Consider the following 17,459-nt stretch of genomic DNA (forward strand, 5'->3'; position numbering starts at 1 on the left):
CCTTTGCGTGCCTATTCGCTCACGGTCGCCAGCACGACCACGCGCGGGGCAACGCAATAGGCCAGCCGCGCCTTGCGTCCCGTGCTCGTCGTCGCCTGGCCGGTCTCGAGATCGACGGCGATGTCCTCATAGCCCAGCACCTTGCGATCCAGCGGATAGGCGGCCTTGTAGACCGCTTCCTTGGCGGCGAAGAGAATGCGGCCGGCGAGCTGTTCCCCGACCGCGCCGGTCCGGTCGGCCGGCGTCGCGACGATCGGCAAGAGGTCGTGGGGCAGGGGCTGCGCCGGCTCGACATCGATGCCGAGCGAGCCGAAATCGCCAATGGCCGCTACCGCGGCAACGGCCATGTCGTCGTCATGGGCGAGCGAGCCCGTTATACCCTCCGGCCAGGCGGGAGCGCCGGAGGGCGTTCGCAGGACGGCGAAGCCGTCGAAGCCGGCATCCGCCAACAGCCGGTGCGCGAGAAAGCGCGCCGCACCGCTGGCGCGGCGCATGGCGGGCTGGCGGGCGGGCATCGAGCGCGCTTCGTCGGGCAACAGATGCGCCTCGTCGCCGTCGCGGATCAGTCTGCATCCGGTGCGCACGTCAGCGGGCGCCATGGCGGCAATCGCCCGGGCGAGGGCGATCTCGTTGGTTGCGAGGATGGCTGTTGTCATGGCTTTTCGGCCGCTGTGGCCAGCACCAGATCGGCGATCATTTCGCCATCCTCGTCGAGCCCGTCTTCCACGAAACCGGCGGCGCGGTAGAGTTGCCGCGCAGCCTCGTTCTCCGGTTCATAGCAGATCGAGACGTGGCTGACGTGGCCGAGCGCGCGGATTTCGTCCAGCACCGCGCGTAGCGCCGCCTTGCCGTAGCCCCGGCCTTGCCGGGCGCGGTCGATCATGAAGCGGTAGATGCGCGCTTCGTTATCGTCTTCGGCAGCATCGTACATCAGGAAGCCGACGACATCTTCGCCTGCCATGATGACGCGCGGCCGGGCATCTTCATCGGACCTGGCTTCGCGAAGGGAATCCGCATTGCCGGCGACGAAGTTCGCCTGCTCCGGGGCCACGCGCAGGGCGGTGACCTTGGCCCGGTTGGCCCTGGTCACGGGCGCCAGGTGGACGCCCGCGGTGCCGCGCGAGCCGTCCGTCAAGACGCCGATGCCCTGGAGGCCTCGGTGACCGGCTCGACGAAGCGGTGCAGCTTGGCCGGGTTGCCGCGCCAGATGGAGTTGGGCTCGAGTTCCTCGCCCTTCATGACGAAGGCGTCGGCATCGACCATCGAACCTTCGCCCATCACCACGCCATAGTGGACGAAGGCCGACGGTCCGAGCGTGCAGCCCTTGCCGATGCGGATGAAGTCCGACTTGAAGGCGCCTTCTTCCAGCGAGTGGGCCTGGATCACCGATCCCTCGTTGAGCGTGACGTCGTCGCCGATCTCGACCAGCGAACGCTCGGTCAGGTTGGCGCCGCCGTCATAGACCCTGCTGCCCACCTTGACGCCCAGCAGGCGCAGGATCATCGGCCGGAACGGCGTGCCGGCGAACAGGCGCACGATGGGCGAATCCGCCAGCTTCCAATGGCGTTCGTGGCGCCAGAAGGTGACGTCGTAAATCGTCGTCATCTGGGGCTTCAGCTTGCGGAATCCGAGGCTTGCCCGTTCGACGAAGATGTAGAACGGAATGGTGATCAGGGACGTCAAGATCACCGCCACGAAGAGCGCGACCTCGGCCCATTCGGTGTAGTAGTTCAGCGCCCGGTCCCAGATCGCCAGCGTGACGAACAGCATGACCCATTGCGTCGCCATGAACAGCAGGATCGTCACCAGATTGTGCAGGTTCTTGAGCGGGATGCGCTTTTGCCGGTCGTCCTCGTCGATGCCGGCGATGAGTTCCTTGTCGCGCGCCACCATGCGCGGGATTTCGAAGCAAGGCGAGCCGAGCAGGCCGACATTCTCGCGCAGCGGCCCGTCGATCGGCACCATCACCTTGGTGCCGAGCAGGACGTTGTCGCCGGTGCGGCCGTCCGATGGATAGTAGATGTTGTTGCCGAGATAGTTGCGCTCGCCGATCCGCGTCGGCTCAAGGCGGAAGGCGGAAGCGGATTTGTGCATGTTGATCATGAACAGGCCGTCCGAGACCATGGTCTCGGTGCCGATCTCGCACAGGAGCGGGTTTTCGTGCTGCTGGTTGGAGCCGAAATTGGAGCCGGTCTGCACCACCTTGTTGAGGTTCCAGCCGATGGCGCGCATGTAATGGACGATGGCCGAGCTGTCGCCGAACAGCAGCCCGAGCACGCGCGAATTGCTGGAGAACTCGGCGACCGCCTGCAGCCAGTAGCGGAAACCGTAGAGCGTGTAGGTGCGGCCGGGCTTCAGGATCAGGCTGAACAGCCGTGGCACCAGCGTGGCGCCGAGGAAGGCGAGGGCGATATAGCCCACCAGCGTGACGGTGGTGCCGATCGCCACGAGGCCGATCGTCTCCTGGTAGTCGTCGCCGACATATTCCCAATAGCTGTGGAACAAAAGCGGCAGCGGGGTGACCAGGGCAAACAGCCCGATCAACTGCACGGCCTCGTAGATGAAGCGCCGGATGCGGGGAGGGTTGACGTTGCGCACCTTGCAATAATCCGCCGTGGTCGGCACCGCCGGCGACCCATGCCAGTGCTCGCCGTCGGGGATGCTTTGCCCGCGCTGCAGCGAGGAGGAATGGCCGAGCTGGCTGCTGTCACCGATGGCGGTGGCGATGTCGAGCGTGGAGCCGACGCCGACGAAAGCGTCGCTGCCGATGGTCAGCGGCCCGGTGTGGATATAGCCGGCCTGGGCGCGATAGCCGAGGATCAGCGATTCCTTGCGCAGGATCGTCCGGTCGCCGATCGAAATCAGGTCGGTGCATACGGGCACGGCGCGCGACTCGATGACGACGTTCTTGCCGATCCTCGTGCCAAGCAGCTGCAGGTACAGGCTGTAGAGCGGGCTGCCCCGGAACAGGACGACGGGTGCGGTGCGGATCAAGGTCTTGACCACCCAGAAACGGTAGTAGCGCAGGCCCCAGATCGGGAACGCTTCCGCCTTCCAGCGGCCAACCAGCACCCATTTGGCGACAACGGCAAAGCCCGACATGCCGAAGAACACACCGGCCGAGAGAACCACGCATCTGAAATAGAGCTGCAGCGGCTCGTCGAGCGCGTCATAGACCCAGTTGAGGCCGTTGTTGATCGCCCACAGGGCCACATAGCTGTAGAGCGCGTAGAACGAGAGCTGTGCCGCGCCGCATGTCCAGTAGACGAGATTGGAGGCCCGGCGCGTGAGAACAGGCTCGCTGGTCGCCGCCGTTGTCTCGTCGGCCGCGCCCAGGTGCCTGGCCAGGCGCGCCACGGTCGGATGGAGATAGATGTCGCGCATGGACGTCGTCGCCCATTCCTTGCGGGTGCGCACACGGGCGCAGAAATGCGCCATCAGCAGCGAGTTGGCGCCGAGATCGTCGAAGAAATTGTCCTCGACGGAGACGTTTTCGAATTTCAGCACCGCGGCCAGCGCCTCGGCCAGGAAGCGCTCGTCGTCACTGGCCGGCGCCACCATGGCGCGGTCGGCCGAGAGCCGGACGCTGGTCGGCTTCGGCAACTGTCGAAGATCGACCTTGTTGGAGACGGTCATCGGAATGGCAGGCAGCTCCTCCAGATAGGAGGGCACCATGTAGTCCGGCAGCCGCCGCTTCATCGTCTGGGCAAGGTCGGCGCGCGAGAGCGCCGGCTGGCCGGCCTTGGGCGCGTAATAGGCGACGAGTTCGACGCGGCCGGGCTCGATCTCCCAGGTGGTGACGGCGGCCTGCGCGATCTCGGGCTGGTCGAGCAGAACGGCCTCGATCTCGCCCAGTTCAATGCGATAGCCGCGGATCTTCACCTGGGTGTCGATGCGGCCGGCATATTCGATCTCGCCGGCCTCGTTGATCCGGCCAAGATCGCCGGTGCGGTAGATGCGCCTGGACGGGTTGTTGGGCAGGCCGACGAAATCGGCGATGAACTTCTGTTCGGTCAGGTCCGGGCGGTTGAGATAGCCGACGGCGAGGCCGATGCCGGCGATGCCGATCTCGCCCAATTCACCAGGCTCGGCAAGCTGCGGCAGCGAGGTGTCGAGAATGACGATCGAATAGGTGGGCAGCGGCGCGCCGATCGTCACCGGCCGGTCCGGCGTCAGCGCCCCCATGGTTGCGGTGACGGTTGCCTCGGTCGGGCCATAGGTGTTGAGGATCTGGCGGCCGGGCTTCGACCAGCGCACCACCAGATTGCGCGGGCAGGCTTCGCCGCCGACCAGCAGCGTGCGCAGGCTGGGCACATCTGACGTCATGGACGACAGCAGCGTCGGGCTGCAGGCCATGCAGGTGATGTCGTGATGACGCAGGAAATCGGCGAGTTCCTCGCCGACCAGCGGCATCTGGCCCGGGGCCGGCACGACGGTCGCGCCGGCGATGAACGGCACCCAGATCTCCTCGGAGGAAAAGTCGAAGGCGATGGTCATGCCCTGGTAGACGCGGTCGCCCGGCTTGTAGCCGTAGGACGCGGCGGCGACACGAATGAAGTTGACGAAGCTCTGGTGGCGGATGGCGACGCCCTTGGGCCTGCCGGTCGTGCCAGACGTGTAGAGAATATAGCAGATGTCGTCGCTTGCGGTCGGCGCCTGCGCCTTGTGCGGCTTCAGCGGCGCGCCGGACTGGGCGGAGATTTCGCCCGCCGCGCTGTCGATCAAGAGATGCGGAACCGGCAACTCGCCGGCCCGCGATGCATAAGTGGCGATGGTGACGATGAGGCTGACGCCGGCGTCCTCGATGATGAGCGCCATGCGCTCTTGCGGGAAGGCGGTGGCCAGCGGCACGAAGGCGGCGCCGGCCTTGGCCACGGCGAGCAGGGCGACATAGGTCTCCGCCGCCCGGTCGAGGATGAGCCCGACGCGGTCGCCCGGGCGGACGCCGCGCTTGACCAGCAGGCGGGCGAACTGGTTGGCGCGGCTGTTCAGCTCCTGATAGGTCCAGGTGCGCCCCTCGGAGATCACCGCCGGCAGGGCGGCGAACGTTTCGGCGAGCTGCTCAAAAACCTTGTCGAGCCGTTCGTCGGGCTGGCCTTGCCGAGCAAAGTCCGCGCCGGTCAGGATCTGGCCGGGAGCGGCCACGGAGCGCCGGGCGATCCTTGCCAGCGCATCGACGCCTGCCAGTTCCGTTTCGGGCTCCCCGCCTGGTCGCGCCAAATCCCTGTCGAGTGCGGCAATATCGAGACCGTGATCCATTTCCAAAACTTTCTCGTCCTAATGAAATCGCGACAGCCACATCCCGATCATGCCGCCAGGCTGGCAGGCATTGTCGGCATCGGCGCCGGTGCAATTTGCTTTGTGTTGATGGAGGTGGAATGACCGAAGCTTCCAAAACGGAAGCTTCGGCAATCCGGACCGACGATCACCGACCGGCGGACCCTCTTTGGCCGGGCGGTTATCACGGAACAGACCGCTTCGTCTTCACATGTTCGGGAGCATGGGCAAGGGGTGGGGCATGGCCTCGGCGCGGCCGGCGGCGAGCGACGTGCCGGGCACTCATCCATCCGTTCGAACCTCGTTGCATTGCCCATACCCGTGCGCCTGTGCGACGGCCGAATCCCGGCCGTTGAGGGAGGGTTATGCCATCCGATCTTTTCAGCAGTTTTTCCGAACTGTTGAATTATGTTTCTGGATTGTGTCCAGGCGGCCGTGAGCATGGCGATGGACGGGCGGATTCGCCGAGGCGGGCAGGGGCGGTTGCGGCTATCTCATGCAGCGGCAGGCGGGCATCGCGGGTGGCGATGAAGGGCTGTCCGAAGCCGGTCTACTCAATGGCAGACATTGTACTGGATACCCGGATCGCATTTGCGGCCCGAATAGTATGCGAAACTATCCTTGCGCGGCCTGAACCAAAGCAGTTCCAGCGGCTTGCTCTGCCGCTCGCTTCCATCCGCGAACTTCGCCCTGACGCGGAATTTGTGAATGGACGAGCGGTCGGCGTGAAGCTTCAACCGGGCGACAAGGCGCGAAATGTCACGATTGCCTCGCATCGGCACGCTGATGCTGTAATTCTTTTTGTTGAGCGGCAGATGGACATCCTGATACTGCGCCGCCTCGGGTGAGCCGCTCATGCCGGAGCCGCATTCGGCAACGGGCTCGGGCACCTCCAGCGCGGCGAGGGATACCGGAACGGTGAAAGACTGTTCCTCGGTATGGATCTTGTTTGCCGGGTCCTTCCACTTGTATTTCATCTTGCCGACCAGATCGGTCAGCATCACGCCTTCGTTCCTGTAGATCGACTTTCCGATCACGCCGAGCTCGGTGTTGGCCAGGAACTGCTGCGAACACGCTTCCAGCCCCTCGATCGATGCGCATTTGAAATGCCGTGTCGCCAGCGCATTCACATCCGCGCCAGCCTGCCGGATCGAGTTCAGCACGTCGATATTCCCCGATGAATCGAAATCATCGGCTCCCTCTATATCGAACGGTGCGGAGGTGTGGCCCTTATCGTCGGAAAAGACGAAATGGAATTCCGGCTCCAGAACCTTGCCCCAACCCTCGTTTATGATGGAGAATTGCGGACTGAAGCCAAGGCACCCGACGTCGGGATAAAGAGAGAGCATCGGCTTGTTGAAGGCCTGGCTCTCGGAAAAATCCAGCGACATGCCGGCAATCTTGCCTTTCCGGCCGTTTTCCGAAGACAGGTCCACCTTGAGGAAGGCAAAAACCTCGTCCCAGGAGACCATGCTTAGGACATGGTCTTGAACGTCAATATTGGTTCCACTCTTCCAGAATTTCATCAGGTAGTTTGATCTGGGGTAGAACTCTGTCTCGTCGCCTGACGCCGCTGTGTCATACTGAAGTATCTCCTCTGACTCCAGGTTGATCCGCTCGTCGATCGCCGCCGAGATGGAGAACCCGGCCGCCTGACCCGCCTTGGTTCCGGCTTTCAGCAGCCCGCCCGTCCTGGCATCGGCAAAAAGGTCGGGACGTTTGCCGCCGACCTCTTGGCCGTTCTGCCAGAGCGACTGATAGGTCGTGCCGCCGGGCAGTTGTGTCGTTGCCGTGCCGTCGCGCACGCCGTCGCGAAACGTGCCGGTGAAGATTTCGCCATCGGTCGAGACGTAGCGGGCCGGGCCATCGGCAACGCCATGCCGCATATGGCCCTCATAGCGGTTGCCGGCCTCGTCCACCCAGAGCACGGCGCCGTCCGGGGCGCCATCCAGCCAGTCGCCATCGAGATATTCGCCCGTTCGCAGTTCCAGCCGGCCATGTCCCGACGGTTTGCCCTGGGAAAGCGTGCCGACATAGGTAGAAAAGACAGCGGACGGATCATAGGAAGGTGAGCCGCCGATGCGCCATTGCAGCCGTCCGGGTCCGGACGGCAGCCCTTCGGCGGAGAGGCCGCCATCGGCGAGTTTCGGGTCCGGCTCCCAGACGAAGTCGAGGCCTTTTTCCGGGCTCGGGTCCCAGACGCGTACCATCTTTCGCGAAACCGAACGGGTGGCGGCGTCATAAATCGTCTGGACGCGGCTGTCCCATGCCGGATGCGGCGAGGGGTGTAGATAGTCGCCTCCGGCGGCATCGATCGTCGCCGCCACGAGCGCGAGCGCGGCCAATGAAGCTGATTTTGCAATCATCCGAGAAATCCCCACCCGGTGCCGATTGCTAGGCCATCGCCCCGACGAGTCAAGAGCGCGAACGGGCTGCCGCCGGGTCGCCGGCGGTCGGCGTTGAATTCTTTTTTTCAGAAATCTTGCGCCGCCCGGGAATAAAGCGCCGGCCTTGCGGGTCTTGTCATCAAGCGGGGCCATTCGGCCCGCGACCCAGAGAAACGAAACAAGGATTTATCGAAATGACCAAGCTCGCTCTCAGCGTGGCTGCGATGTTGCTCGCCTCCAGTTCCGCCTTTGCCGGCAGCGACCATTTTGGCGACCGCACCGTCAGCCCGACGGCGGCCACCATCGACAACACCTATACCGCCTCGATCCGCAAGCCGGACATGGTCCGGCAGGGCGTGCAGGCGACGATGAAATCTGATGCGGATGAACCCGGCCAGGGCAATTGGGGTCGCTGAGTTCAGAGGTCCGGACCTCCCTCGAAACCGGACCCACCCGCAATCAGGACGGAGGGCCATGTGGCGTGGCCCTCCGTCACTTCCGCCGCCACGCAACCCACAGGAGACAACCATGTTCAGCATGACACGCCGCACACTGCTCGGAACCGCCGCCGCCGCTGCCGCCTTCGGCCTTGCCGGCAAGCTCGAATTCACCCGGCCCGCTTTCGCGCAGACGCCGGTGGAGCCGACCGTCGGCTTCTACAAATACACGGTCGGCGACATCGAGGTGACCGCCATCTATGACGGCATCTGGAAGAAGCCGCACGACCCCGCCTTCATCAAGGACGTCTCTGTCGACGACACCAAGGCCGCGCTCGCCAAGGCGGGGCTGACCACCGACTTCATGCCCATTCCGCTCACCGTCGTGGTGCTGAAGATGGGCGGCAAGTTGATCATGATGGATGCGGGCTCGGGCGTCGGCCAGTGGCAGACCAACGCCACGCACCTGCCGGCCAACATGGCCGCCGCCGGTATCGACTACAAGGCGATCGACACCATCATGATCTCGCACTTCCACCCCGACCATGTCTGGGGCCTGATGGAGAAGGGCACCAACGCGCCGGTGTTCCCCAATGCCGAGCTGATCGTCAACGCCACAGAATACAACTGGTGGACGGATCCCAGCCGCCTGGCCAAGCTGCCTGAAGGCCGCAAGCCGGCGGGAAAACGCATCGCCGAGAATTTTCCGAAATGGAAGAACTGGAAGCTGGTCGAGGACGGCGCCGAAGTTGCGCCCGGCATCCAGATCATCGCCGCGCCCGGCCACACGCCAGGTCATTCCGTCTACCTCGCCAACTCCGGCAAGGAGCAGTTCATGATCTCGGCCGACACCATGTATGTGCCCGCACTTCTGGCGCCGCATCCGGAATGGCAGGGCAGCTACGACCAGGACGGGCCGACCGCCATCGCCACGCGCCACAAGATCATCGACCGGGTGATCGCGGACAATATCCGCGTTTCCGGTTCGCACTTCCCGTTCCCGGGCACCGGCGTCTTCGTCAAGGACGGCAATGCCTATGGCTTCACTCCCGTTCAAATCTGAACGGGCAACCCAGACCAAAGCGAGAAAGACAATGAAACAGCTTCTCATGGGCAGAAACGCCCTGTTCGGCCTGCTCGGCGCCATTGCCGTGCTGACCGTCGTTCCCGTCGCCACCGTCATGCCGGCCTATGCGGTCGACGATATCGAGGGCGCCGACGCGCCCGACCTCACCGCCGTCCAGGCCAAGATCGCGGCCAAGGACTACAAGGGCGCGTTGGCGGACCTGCGCGACCTGGCGCAGGACAACCAGCAGGCCGACGTCTACAATCTGCTCGGCTTCACGCTGCGCAAGACCGGCGATTTCACCACCGCGCTGACCTATTACAACAAGGCGCTGGAGCTGAAGCCCGACCACAAGGCCGCCCGCGAATATCTGGGCGAGCTCTATGTCGAAACCGGCGACATGGCCAAGGCCAAGGAGCAGCTGGCATCGCTGCAGAAACTGTGCCCCGCCGGCTGCGACGAGCTCTCCGACCTGCAGAAGGCCATCGACACCAAGGTGACGCAGTAGGGCGCGCGTAAGTTCCCCTTCGCCCGGATTGCCAAGACCGAATTGCGAAAAGCAATTCGGGGCAATCCGACCTCTCCCCGTGGGGAGAGGAGGGCCACGTTGGCGCGCCTTTCTCTTCTCCCCAACGGGGAGGAGGTGGACGCGAAGCGGCCGGATGAGGGGGCCCGGCGCTGACCTCAACCCCAAGTGAACCATCAGTTCGGGCGCTCGTGGCTGGCGCCCATTGCCGGAGCCGGCACCTCTCCCTCGCGCCGGCTCCGGCCCTTTTCAATCATCTTCAATCGTCAGATGGGCGAACCATTCTCGCGCGTCCCCCGGGGCGCGCGGCGGTCGCCTGTTTTATAAAATACCGGAGGCTGACCCATGATACCGACCGAATTCCGCGCGAAGGCCTGCCGCCTCGCCACCAGGCTCTACCTCAGGGACGCCGCCCTGCTCGCCGGCCGGCTGCTTTTGTCCTTCATCTTCCTGCACGAGGGCGTCACGCTCGCCACCCATTTCGCCGCCGCCGCCAGCGCCATGGCCGCCCTTGGCGTCGGCTTGCCGCTGTTCATCGCCACCGTTGCACTGCAACTGGGAGCGGGGCTTTCAGTGGCGTCCGGCCTGCTGACGCGGCTCGGCGCCATCGGGCTCGGACTGTTCTGCCTGGCGACGGCGTTGCTGTTCCACACCAATTTCGCCAGCCAGAACGAATTGCTGCATTTCGAAAAGGATCTCGCCATATCAGGCGGCATGTTCGTGCTGGCCGCGGCCGGCGCCGGCCGGTTCTCGCTCGACCGGCTCGTCGCCGGCTATCTCACGCAGCGCCAGCGCGACAGGGAGATGGTGGCGGCGCTGCTGGCGGTGGAGAACCAGTTTTGCCTGGAGGTGCGGTTGCCGGTTTGAGGTTCTTCACCGTCGCGCTCTCCGGCGCTACCTCTGCCGATCGATCACGCAAATTTTTTGGATCGATCGCACCGGCGCGACGTTCATCTCCGACACTTAGGGAGAACCGACATGAACGACAACCGCGACGACAGGATCCGCGACCGCGCCTATGACATCTGGCAGCGCGAAGGCGGCCACCATGGCGACCATGACCGGCACTGGCGGCAGGCCGAGATGGAGATCGACCGTGAGTCCGCCTTGCCGCTGACGGCGGACGATGCGCTGCCAGAGACAAGGATGCCCGGGACAGGTGAAATCGCCAGCACCGACGTGCTGACGGTGGAGGACCTTGCCATGCGCACCGGCATCTCGGGCGACGAGGCGCAGGACCTGATCGACCGCCTGGGCACCGACCGCGCCGCCATTGAGGACGCCGCGCGCGGACTGAAGGCGAAACGCAGGCGCTGAGTGCGCCTTTTCAAAACAATGCTTGGCGCGGCGCAATCACCAAAACCGCAACCCAAAATCGCAAGAGGAGCGCCGGCGGCAAATCTGCCAATCTCCTCCGCTGTGGGGGAGATGGCCGGCAGGCCAGAGGGGGGGCGCCGTAGGGGCGCCATCCCGCGCCCACTTTCCTCGGAACCCTTGCCCCTCTCGCAGGTTCCCCCTGTCCCAACCACAGGAGATGCGAACCATGGACCACACCAACCACGTCAGGCTGACCGACGCCGAACTGACCCAGGACGAGCTCGAAGGCGCCACCATCTACGGCCCCGGCGACGAGAAGATCGGCTCGGTCGATCATCTTCATGCCGGCCAGGTCGTCATCGATGTCGGCGGCTTCCTCGGCATCGGCGCCAAGCCCGTGGCCGTGACCGCCAGCGAACTCAATTTCATGCGCGACGAGGACGGCGACATCCACGCCGTGACCAGCTGGACCAAGGACCAATTGAAACAAATGCCCGAGCATCGGGATTGACAGTCAAGAGGGGCCCGGTCGGGCCCCTTTTTTCGACAGGAGCAAGCCATGATCAGGAAGCTGAAGGACGGCAAATACCGGCTTTATTCCCGCAAGAAGGACGACAAGACGGGGAAGCGGCGCAATCTGGGGACGTTCGAGACGCGGGAGGCGGCGCAGAAGCATGAAAGGGAGGTGCAGTATTTCAAGCGGCACTGAGAAAGCTGATGCGACGGCCGGAACGGGTCAACTCCCGACACCGGACATTGGAAATTCAATGTCCAATGTCGTTGTTCCTCGCCACAACATTTTCTCTTCCCACACACGGACTCATCGCGGTGAGGCGAGCGTCTCAATCCGCCTTGTCAGATGAGGGCATTGCGGAAGCGTCCATCCACATCGCGCCTAAGGCATGGCCATCGGGATCAGCGAGGTCGCGTGTATACATGAAACCATGATCCTCCACTGGATTGATATCGACGGTGCCACCGTTTGCGGCAGCAGCGGAGGCCATCGCATCGACCGCCTCACGGCTGTCCAGGGACAGCGCCAGCATGACCTCGCTGGATGTTGATGGCGGGATGGGCCGAGTGGTCATGGTCTGCCATTCTTCGCGGCTGAGCAGCATGAAGTTGATGTCTTCGCTCCACACCATTCCAGCAGCCGTCTCACTCGTGAACCTTGGATTGTTCTTGAACCCGAGAGATTCATAGAACGCCCTGGATGCCTTCACGTCGGTTACCGGCAGGCTCACGAAAATCTTCTTGTTCATCGATCATTCCTTTGGTTGTCGAGATGCCAGTCCAGCGGCACATCCTTCAAGACGCTTGACGGCCCGCGGATCCGACACCGCATCTCAACTTTTTTTAGATCGTCAGCGCCGCGGCGCAGCATACGCGCGCCAACACGGCCACGCGCCGCTGCCAATTGTCTGCAATTGCCTTCCTTGAGTTCGTTCCCGCCACCCCTGTTAACCATTCGTTAACCATTAGCCCCCTAGCGTTTACCTCTCAGTAAGGATTCGCCAGCCGTGACCTTTGCCGCCCCCCTGGAGACCAAATCCATTCGCTTCCGTGCCCGCTCCTTCGTCGCCTTCACGCTGGCGCCGGAGGCGCCGATCGGGGAGTGGCTGGAGGGGCTGGATCACTGGATCGGCAATTCGCCGGGCTATTTCGCCGGGCGGCCGGTGGTACTCGATCTCAACGTGCTGAAGCCTGAGGTCGCCGATATCGCGCTGCTGGTCGCGGCACTCGGTGCGCGCGGCATCCGGGTCTATGCGATCGAGCTCGAAGGCGCTTCGCTCGGGCTCGACCTGCCGCCGCTTCTGACCGGCGCCAAGGAGGCGACGTCGGACGGGCTGCTTTCAGGCCGCAAGGGCAAGGCGGACACCGGCAAGCCGGAAACGGTGGTTTCCGAACGCGGCAAGGACATGCAGGGCGGGGACACGCACGGCAGGGACACGCACGGCAAGGACAGGCCAGGCGAGGGCAAGGCCGACGGCATCGTGGCCGAGGCCGGCAAGGGCAAGATGGCCAGGGCGGCCGACGCCGGCGCGGCCGATGCGGCGGTGCAGGCCGGCACGCTGATGATCAAGTCACCGATCCGCTCGGGCCAGTCGATCTTCCATCCGCATGGCGACGTCATCGTACTCGGCTCGGTCGCCTCGGGCTCGGAGATCATCGCGGCGGGCTCGATCCATGTCTATGGCACGCTACGCGGCCGCGCCATCGCCGGCTCGCAGGGCGACCGCTCGGCGCGCATCTTCTGCCGCCGCAACGAGGCGGAGCTGATCTCGGTCGACGGCTGGTACACGACTGCCGAAGAGATGGAAGGCGTCTCGCGCGGCAAGGCGGTGCAGGCCTTCCTCGAAGGCGACATGCTCGCCGTCGTGCCGCTGAACTAGGGGCGGCGCGGTGCTGGCGTGCGGCTTCACGGTTGCGATTCCAACAGGCGCCGAAGGACGATCGCCGGGCGCAAGCCTCGGACCGGGTTCGGATGGCATAATGGCAGGCACTGACAACAGCCGCGTATTGCGCGGCACAACAAACGACAACAGGCAACGGAGGCTTTTTCCATGGGCAAGGTAGTGGTCGTCACATCGGGCAAGGGGGGCGTCGGCAAGACCACCTCGACGGCCGCGCTGGGTGCGGCGGTGGCCAAGACCGGCAAGAAGGTGGCGCTGGTCGATTTCGACGTCGGCCTGCGCAATCTCGACCTGATCATGGGCGCTGAACGCCGCGTGGTGTTCGACCTCGTCAACGTCATCCAAGGCACGGCCAAGCTGTCGCAAGCGCTGATCCGCGACAAGCGCGTCGACACGCTGTTCCTGCTGCCGGCCTCGCAGACGCGCGACAAGGACGCGCTGACCGAAGACGGCGTCGGGGAAGTGATCGACAAGTTGCGCTCGGTGTTCGACTATGTCTTCTGTGACAGCCCGGCCGGCATCGAGCGCGGCGCGCAGCTCGCCATGCGCTTTGCCGACGAGGCGGTCATCGTCACCAATCCGGAAGTGTCGTCGGTGCGCGATTCCGACCGCATCATCGGCCTGCTCGACGCCCGGACCATGCGCGCCGAGCATGGCGAGCAGATCGCCAAGCACGTGCTGGTCACCCGCTACGACGCGGCGCGCGCCGCGCGTGGCGAAATGCTGTCGATCGACGACGTGCTGGAAATCCTGTCGGTGCCGCTGCTCGGCATCATCCCGGAAAGCCAGGATGTGCTGCGCGCCTCCAACCTCGGCTCGCCGGTGACGCTTACGGACCCGCTCAACAGCGCCGCCAAGGCCTATCTCGAGGCGGCAAGGCGGCTAGAAGGCGAGGACCTGCCGGTGGTGGTGCCCTTCGAGCGCAAGGGCTTCCTCGACAGGCTGCTCGGAAGGAGGGCGGCATGAACGTTTTCGACCTCTTCAGGCGGCGCTCCAGCGCCCCGGTGGCGCGCGAGCGGCTGCAGGTGCTGCTCGCCTATGAGCGCGCCAGCCGCGGCCAGCCGGACCTCGTCTCCATCCTGCGCGAGGAGATCATGGCCGTCATCGCCAAGCACGTGCAGATCGACCAGGACTATCTCCAGGTCTCCATGGACCGCGGCGAGACCATGTCGACGCTGGAAATCGACATCCAGATCCCCAACAAGAGCGCGGTACCACTGGCGATCGCGGGGTGAGGCGGCGGAGGGAAGGCTGCAATCATTTCGCGCCCCCTCTGTCCTGCCGGACATCTCCCCCACAAGGGGGAGATTGGCTGTCACCAAAGCCTTCGCTATCACCTACGTTTCAGGAATGAGCAACGCGCGGAAATTGCCGATCTCCCCCACGTGGGGGAGATGTCCGGCAGGGGCGCTGTCCCGCTGACCGTTATTTCTCCCAGTTCATCGTCAGCAATACCTCTCCAGCACCAGCCATCATTGACATCGGTCAAATTTAAGGTCTCACTAATGTTTGTAGCCTGCGATTACAGACATTGGAGGCAACAATGCCGGACATCGGGAAAGCAGTGCAGGACCTGACCAAAGCCGCGCAGGACTATGGCGCGGCGCGGCAGGAAGAAGAAGCGGCACAGAAGGATGAAGACCCTGAACTGGCGGCGATGAAGGCCGCGAGCAAGGCGGTGATGCGCGCCAAGGGCAAGGAGGCGACCGCAGCCGCCGGCCGCGAGTTCCACCGCGTCGAAGCGCTGTGGCGAGCCGCCAACACAAGGCGCAAGAAAGCCACGCTGGCGCGCATGCTGGCGGAAAAGAAATTCCGCGAAAAGATGCGCAAGTTCAACGAGGCGATGTGGGCGTTGATGTCGCCGTGAGGCGACGCGGCTGCGCTCACGGCGCGCCAACGCCCCTCACACCGCGTCGAACACCACCGTCTGCGCCAGTCCGCCGCTCCTGCGGTTCTCCAGCGTCACCGTGCCGCCGTAGCGCTCGATGATTTCCTTGGCGATGGCCAGCCCGAGGCCTGCGCCGGGAATGAATTGCTGGCGGCCGGGGTCGACGCGGAAGAAGGGTTCGAAGGCCTTGTTGATGAGGTCGGGGGGAATGCCAGGGCCGCTGTCGGAAATGGTCAGCACGGCGCGCTTGCCGGCGAGGTCGAGCGTGATGCCGCAGGCCTTGCCGTGGGTGGCTGCGTTGACGATCAGGTTGCGCAGCGCGCGGCGCAGGCCGAGCGCGCCGGCGCGCACCGATACCTTGTCGAGATGGCCGATCGCGACGGAATGGCCGAGCGTAGCCATCTCGGCCTCGATATCGCGCACCATCTTTTCCAGATCCAGCGGCTCGACGGTGTCCTGGTTGACCTCCTCGCGCACCAGGCGGATGGCGCTGTCGGCGATGCGGTCGAGTTCGTCGAGGTCGTGCAGCCACTTGTCGCGGTCCTCGTCGAGGAATTCGGCGCGCAGCCGCATGCGTGTCATCGGCGTGCGCAGGTCGTGGCCGGCGGCGGCCACCAGCCGCATGCGGCTTTCCATCGATGTCTTCAGCCGGGAAGAAAGCTGGTTCAGCGCGTGCGCGGTCGCCTTGACCTCGGCCGAGCCCACTTCCGGCACCGCCGCCAGCACGCCGTCCGAGCCGATCTTGGAGACGGCGGCTTCCAGCATCTCGACCGGCCTTATCAGCACCGAGGTGAAATAGACCGAGACGGCGGTGGCGCCGGCAACGATCAGCGAGATCCAGCCGGCCAGAACCAGCCATTCGCGCCCCGGCGGCTTGAGGTGCGGCACCTCGATGATCGCCCAGCGGCTGTCGGGCAGTTGCACCGAGGCGGTCTGGCCTTGATCGCCCGGCTTTTCGCTGACGACGGCCACCAGGTCGAGGCCGCGGCGGTGCAGTATGTCGTTGAGCATCCTCGTTTCGGCGCGGTCGATCCTGCCGCCGGCCGGCCGGTCGGCGAATTCCACCCGCAGCACGTCGGGAATGGGGCCGGGCAGCAGCCGCACCACCAGTTCCATCTGCTGGGCGACCCAGGGCACGGTGAGCTCCGGCGGCGGCCCGCCGCCGCGCACGCTGATGACGGCGACCGTCGCCAGGCCGACGACGCCGACGATCGAGGCAACCAGCAGCAGGATGAGGCGGCGGCGCAGCGAGTTCACGCCTGCGCCTCCACCGTCTCGACGCGCGCGGTGAGCTGGTAGCCGCCATTGCGCACGGTCTTGAAGAGCGGGCCGTCGCCGGTGTCGGTGAATTTGCGGCGCAGCCGGCTCATCAGCACGTCGACCGAGCGTTCGAGCGGATCGCGCTCGCGGCCCTGCGTCAGGTCAAGCAGCTGGTCGCGCGACAGGAGCCGGCCGGGCCTGTCGAGGAAGACCTGCAACAGGTCGAACTCGGCGCCGGTCAGATCGACGGCCGCACCCCGCGCGTCCGTTACCTTGCGCGTGTCCGGCTCCAGCCGGTAGCTGGCGAAGCGGTAGGCGCGGGGAGGGGGTGCGGGTGCCGCCTCCTCGGGCGCCGCGCGCCGCAGCACGGCGCGGATGCGGGCGGTGAGTTCGCGCGGGTTGAACGGCTTGCCGAGATAATCGTCGGCGCCGAGCTCCAGCCCGATGATGCGGTCGACATCCTCCTTCAGCGCCGTCAGGAGAATGACGGGGACATGCGGCTTGCGGTCGCGCAAGGCGCGGCAGATGTCGAGCCCCGAACCGTCGGGTAGCATGACGTCGAGCACGATCAGGTCGAACTGGCCCGAGGCGAGCTTCTGCTCGCATTCGCGCCGGTCGGCCGCCACCGAGACGCGAAAACCCTGGCCGTCGAGATAGCGCCCGAGCAGCGTCCTGATTTCGCGGTCGTCGTCGACGACGAGGATATGGGGTTGTGACTGCATCATCGTGCCCTTTGCCTTGATTTGATTATAGGCAGAGCGCGCGCCAGCGGCATGGAAAATTGCAACGCAATGTTTCTGGCCCGGGGCTGGAAACATTGGGAAACAAATTGCCCTTTTGCGGAAACCTTCGGCAACACGCCGACGCGAACCAGACAAAGACGCTTC

The 17,459-nt window shown here is 64.8% G+C and carries 18 protein-coding genes; 11 read left to right on the plus strand and 7 right to left on the minus strand.

Features of this window, described 5'->3' with window-relative positions:
• Positions 1–11 precede the first annotated feature (11 nt).
• From FJ967_RS22380 to FJ967_RS22395, 4 genes are all read right to left on the minus strand, one after another.
• Entirely contained in the window at positions 12–656 is a 645-nt protein-coding gene (locus tag FJ967_RS22380) for a 4'-phosphopantetheinyl transferase superfamily protein (protein ID WP_140733987.1), read from the minus strand.
• Entirely contained in the window at positions 653–1,135 is a 483-nt protein-coding gene (locus FJ967_RS22385) for a GNAT family N-acetyltransferase (RefSeq protein ID WP_140733988.1), read from the minus strand. Before FJ967_RS22385 ends, FJ967_RS22380 begins: the two co-directional genes overlap by 4 nt.
• Entirely contained in the window at positions 1,132–5,259 is a 4,128-nt protein-coding gene (locus FJ967_RS22390) for a Pls/PosA family non-ribosomal peptide synthetase (protein WP_181176090.1), read from the minus strand. The genes FJ967_RS22385 and FJ967_RS22390 overlap by 4 nt, the downstream gene beginning before the upstream one ends.
• A gap of 572 nt (positions 5,260–5,831) precedes the next feature.
• Complete coding sequence (locus FJ967_RS22395) at positions 5,832–7,643, minus strand: hypothetical protein (protein WP_181176091.1); 1,812 nt, start codon at positions 7,641–7,643, stop codon at positions 5,832–5,834.
• Between the two features lie 215 nt (positions 7,644–7,858).
• Here FJ967_RS22395 and FJ967_RS22400 point away from each other — a divergent pair, with 215 nt between their 5' ends.
• The 7 genes from FJ967_RS22400 to FJ967_RS22430 all read left to right on the plus strand — a co-directional run bounded on the left by FJ967_RS22400 (position 7,859) and on the right by FJ967_RS22430 (position 11,719).
• Positions 7,859–8,080 (plus strand): DUF680 domain-containing protein, encoded by a 222-nt coding sequence (locus FJ967_RS22400; protein ID WP_140733991.1) that lies wholly within the window; start codon positions 7,859–7,861, stop codon positions 8,078–8,080.
• Positions 8,081–8,192: 112 nt separating this feature from the next.
• Complete coding sequence (locus FJ967_RS22405; RefSeq protein ID WP_140733992.1) at positions 8,193–9,164, plus strand: MBL fold metallo-hydrolase; 972 nt, start codon at positions 8,193–8,195, stop codon at positions 9,162–9,164.
• A gap of 31 nt (positions 9,165–9,195) precedes the next feature.
• Positions 9,196–9,675 carry a tetratricopeptide repeat protein gene (locus FJ967_RS22410; RefSeq protein WP_140733993.1) on the plus strand — a complete coding sequence of 160 codons (480 nt, stop codon included), beginning with the start codon at positions 9,196–9,198 and terminating at the stop codon, positions 9,673–9,675.
• A gap of 363 nt (positions 9,676–10,038) precedes the next feature.
• A complete protein-coding gene (locus FJ967_RS22415) occupies positions 10,039–10,560 on the plus strand; it encodes a DoxX family protein (protein WP_140733994.1) in 522 nt (173 codons plus the stop codon).
• A gap of 111 nt (positions 10,561–10,671) precedes the next feature.
• Entirely contained in the window at positions 10,672–11,010 is a 339-nt protein-coding gene (locus FJ967_RS22420; RefSeq protein WP_140733995.1) for a DUF2934 domain-containing protein, read from the plus strand.
• A gap of 226 nt (positions 11,011–11,236) precedes the next feature.
• A complete protein-coding gene (locus FJ967_RS22425; RefSeq protein WP_140733996.1) occupies positions 11,237–11,521 on the plus strand; it encodes a PRC-barrel domain containing protein in 285 nt (94 codons plus the stop codon).
• Between the two features lie 48 nt (positions 11,522–11,569).
• Positions 11,570–11,719 carry a hypothetical protein gene (locus FJ967_RS22430; protein WP_140733997.1) on the plus strand — a complete coding sequence of 50 codons (150 nt, stop codon included), beginning with the start codon at positions 11,570–11,572 and terminating at the stop codon, positions 11,717–11,719.
• Between the two features lie 133 nt (positions 11,720–11,852).
• Here the strand turns inward: FJ967_RS22430 and FJ967_RS22435 are convergent, their stop codons facing one another.
• Complete coding sequence (locus FJ967_RS22435; RefSeq protein ID WP_140733998.1) at positions 11,853–12,272, minus strand: VOC family protein; 420 nt, start codon at positions 12,270–12,272, stop codon at positions 11,853–11,855.
• Between the two features lie 258 nt (positions 12,273–12,530).
• Here FJ967_RS22435 and minC point away from each other — a divergent pair, with 258 nt between their 5' ends.
• The 4 genes from minC to FJ967_RS22455 all read left to right on the plus strand — a co-directional run bounded on the left by minC (position 12,531) and on the right by FJ967_RS22455 (position 15,291).
• Positions 12,531–13,403 carry a septum site-determining protein MinC gene (minC, locus tag FJ967_RS22440; protein WP_140733999.1) on the plus strand — a complete coding sequence of 291 codons (873 nt, stop codon included), beginning with the start codon at positions 12,531–12,533 and terminating at the stop codon, positions 13,401–13,403.
• Between the two features lie 171 nt (positions 13,404–13,574).
• Entirely contained in the window at positions 13,575–14,390 is an 816-nt protein-coding gene (gene minD, locus FJ967_RS22445; RefSeq protein WP_140734000.1) for a septum site-determining protein MinD, read from the plus strand.
• The gene (gene minE, locus FJ967_RS22450; RefSeq protein ID WP_140708723.1) at positions 14,387–14,659 is read left to right on the plus strand and encodes a cell division topological specificity factor MinE; all 273 of its coding nucleotides are present in this window, start codon (positions 14,387–14,389) and stop codon (positions 14,657–14,659) included. The genes minD and minE overlap by 4 nt, the downstream gene beginning before the upstream one ends.
• A gap of 308 nt (positions 14,660–14,967) precedes the next feature.
• Positions 14,968–15,291, plus strand: coding sequence for a hypothetical protein (locus tag FJ967_RS22455; protein WP_140734001.1), 324 nt, complete (start codon positions 14,968–14,970; stop codon positions 15,289–15,291).
• A 36-nt stretch (positions 15,292–15,327) separates the two neighbouring features.
• On the opposite strand, the gene FJ967_RS22460 is transcribed toward FJ967_RS22455, so the two are convergent.
• Both FJ967_RS22460 and FJ967_RS22465 read right to left on the minus strand, forming a co-directional pair.
• Positions 15,328–16,569: an ATP-binding protein gene (locus FJ967_RS22460; protein ID WP_140734002.1), complete on the minus strand. Its 1,242-nt coding sequence runs from the start codon at positions 16,567–16,569 to the stop codon at positions 15,328–15,330.
• Positions 16,566–17,294: a response regulator transcription factor gene (locus FJ967_RS22465; RefSeq protein ID WP_140734003.1), complete on the minus strand. Its 729-nt coding sequence runs from the start codon at positions 17,292–17,294 to the stop codon at positions 16,566–16,568. The genes FJ967_RS22460 and FJ967_RS22465 overlap by 4 nt, the downstream gene beginning before the upstream one ends.
• Positions 17,295–17,459: the final 165 nt, after the last annotated feature.

It is taken from the genome of Mesorhizobium sp. B2-3-4, from assembly GCF_006442315.1.
Taxonomy (GTDB): domain Bacteria; phylum Pseudomonadota; class Alphaproteobacteria; order Rhizobiales; family Rhizobiaceae; genus Mesorhizobium.

Coding starts and splice junctions, on each gene's coding strand:
- FJ967_RS22455 (WP_140734001.1), top strand. CDS start 14,968: ATGCCGGACATCGGGAAAGCAGTGCAGGACCTGACCAAAGCCGCGCAG.
- minE (WP_140708723.1), top strand. CDS start 14,387: ATGAACGTTTTCGACCTCTTCAGGCGGCGCTCCAGCGCCCCGGTGGCG.
- FJ967_RS22420 (WP_140733995.1), top strand. CDS start 10,672: ATGAACGACAACCGCGACGACAGGATCCGCGACCGCGCCTATGACATC.
- FJ967_RS22400 (WP_140733991.1), top strand. CDS start 7,859: ATGACCAAGCTCGCTCTCAGCGTGGCTGCGATGTTGCTCGCCTCCAGT.
- FJ967_RS22410 (WP_140733993.1), top strand. CDS start 9,196: ATGAAACAGCTTCTCATGGGCAGAAACGCCCTGTTCGGCCTGCTCGGC.
- FJ967_RS22415 (WP_140733994.1), top strand. CDS start 10,039: ATGATACCGACCGAATTCCGCGCGAAGGCCTGCCGCCTCGCCACCAGG.
- FJ967_RS22405 (WP_140733992.1), top strand. CDS start 8,193: ATGTTCAGCATGACACGCCGCACACTGCTCGGAACCGCCGCCGCCGCT.
- FJ967_RS22435 (WP_140733998.1), bottom strand. CDS start 12,272: ATGAACAAGAAGATTTTCGTGAGCCTGCCGGTAACCGACGTGAAGGCA.
- FJ967_RS22390 (WP_181176090.1), bottom strand. CDS start 5,259: ATGGATCACGGTCTCGATATTGCCGCACTCGACAGGGATTTGGCGCGA.
- FJ967_RS22425 (WP_140733996.1), top strand. CDS start 11,237: ATGGACCACACCAACCACGTCAGGCTGACCGACGCCGAACTGACCCAG.
- FJ967_RS22465 (WP_140734003.1), bottom strand. CDS start 17,294: ATGCAGTCACAACCCCATATCCTCGTCGTCGACGACGACCGCGAAATC.
- FJ967_RS22430 (WP_140733997.1), top strand. CDS start 11,570: ATGATCAGGAAGCTGAAGGACGGCAAATACCGGCTTTATTCCCGCAAG.
- FJ967_RS22395 (WP_181176091.1), bottom strand. CDS start 7,643: ATGATTGCAAAATCAGCTTCATTGGCCGCGCTCGCGCTCGTGGCGGCG.
- FJ967_RS22380 (WP_140733987.1), bottom strand. CDS start 656: ATGACAACAGCCATCCTCGCAACCAACGAGATCGCCCTCGCCCGGGCG.
- minD (WP_140734000.1), top strand. CDS start 13,575: ATGGGCAAGGTAGTGGTCGTCACATCGGGCAAGGGGGGCGTCGGCAAG.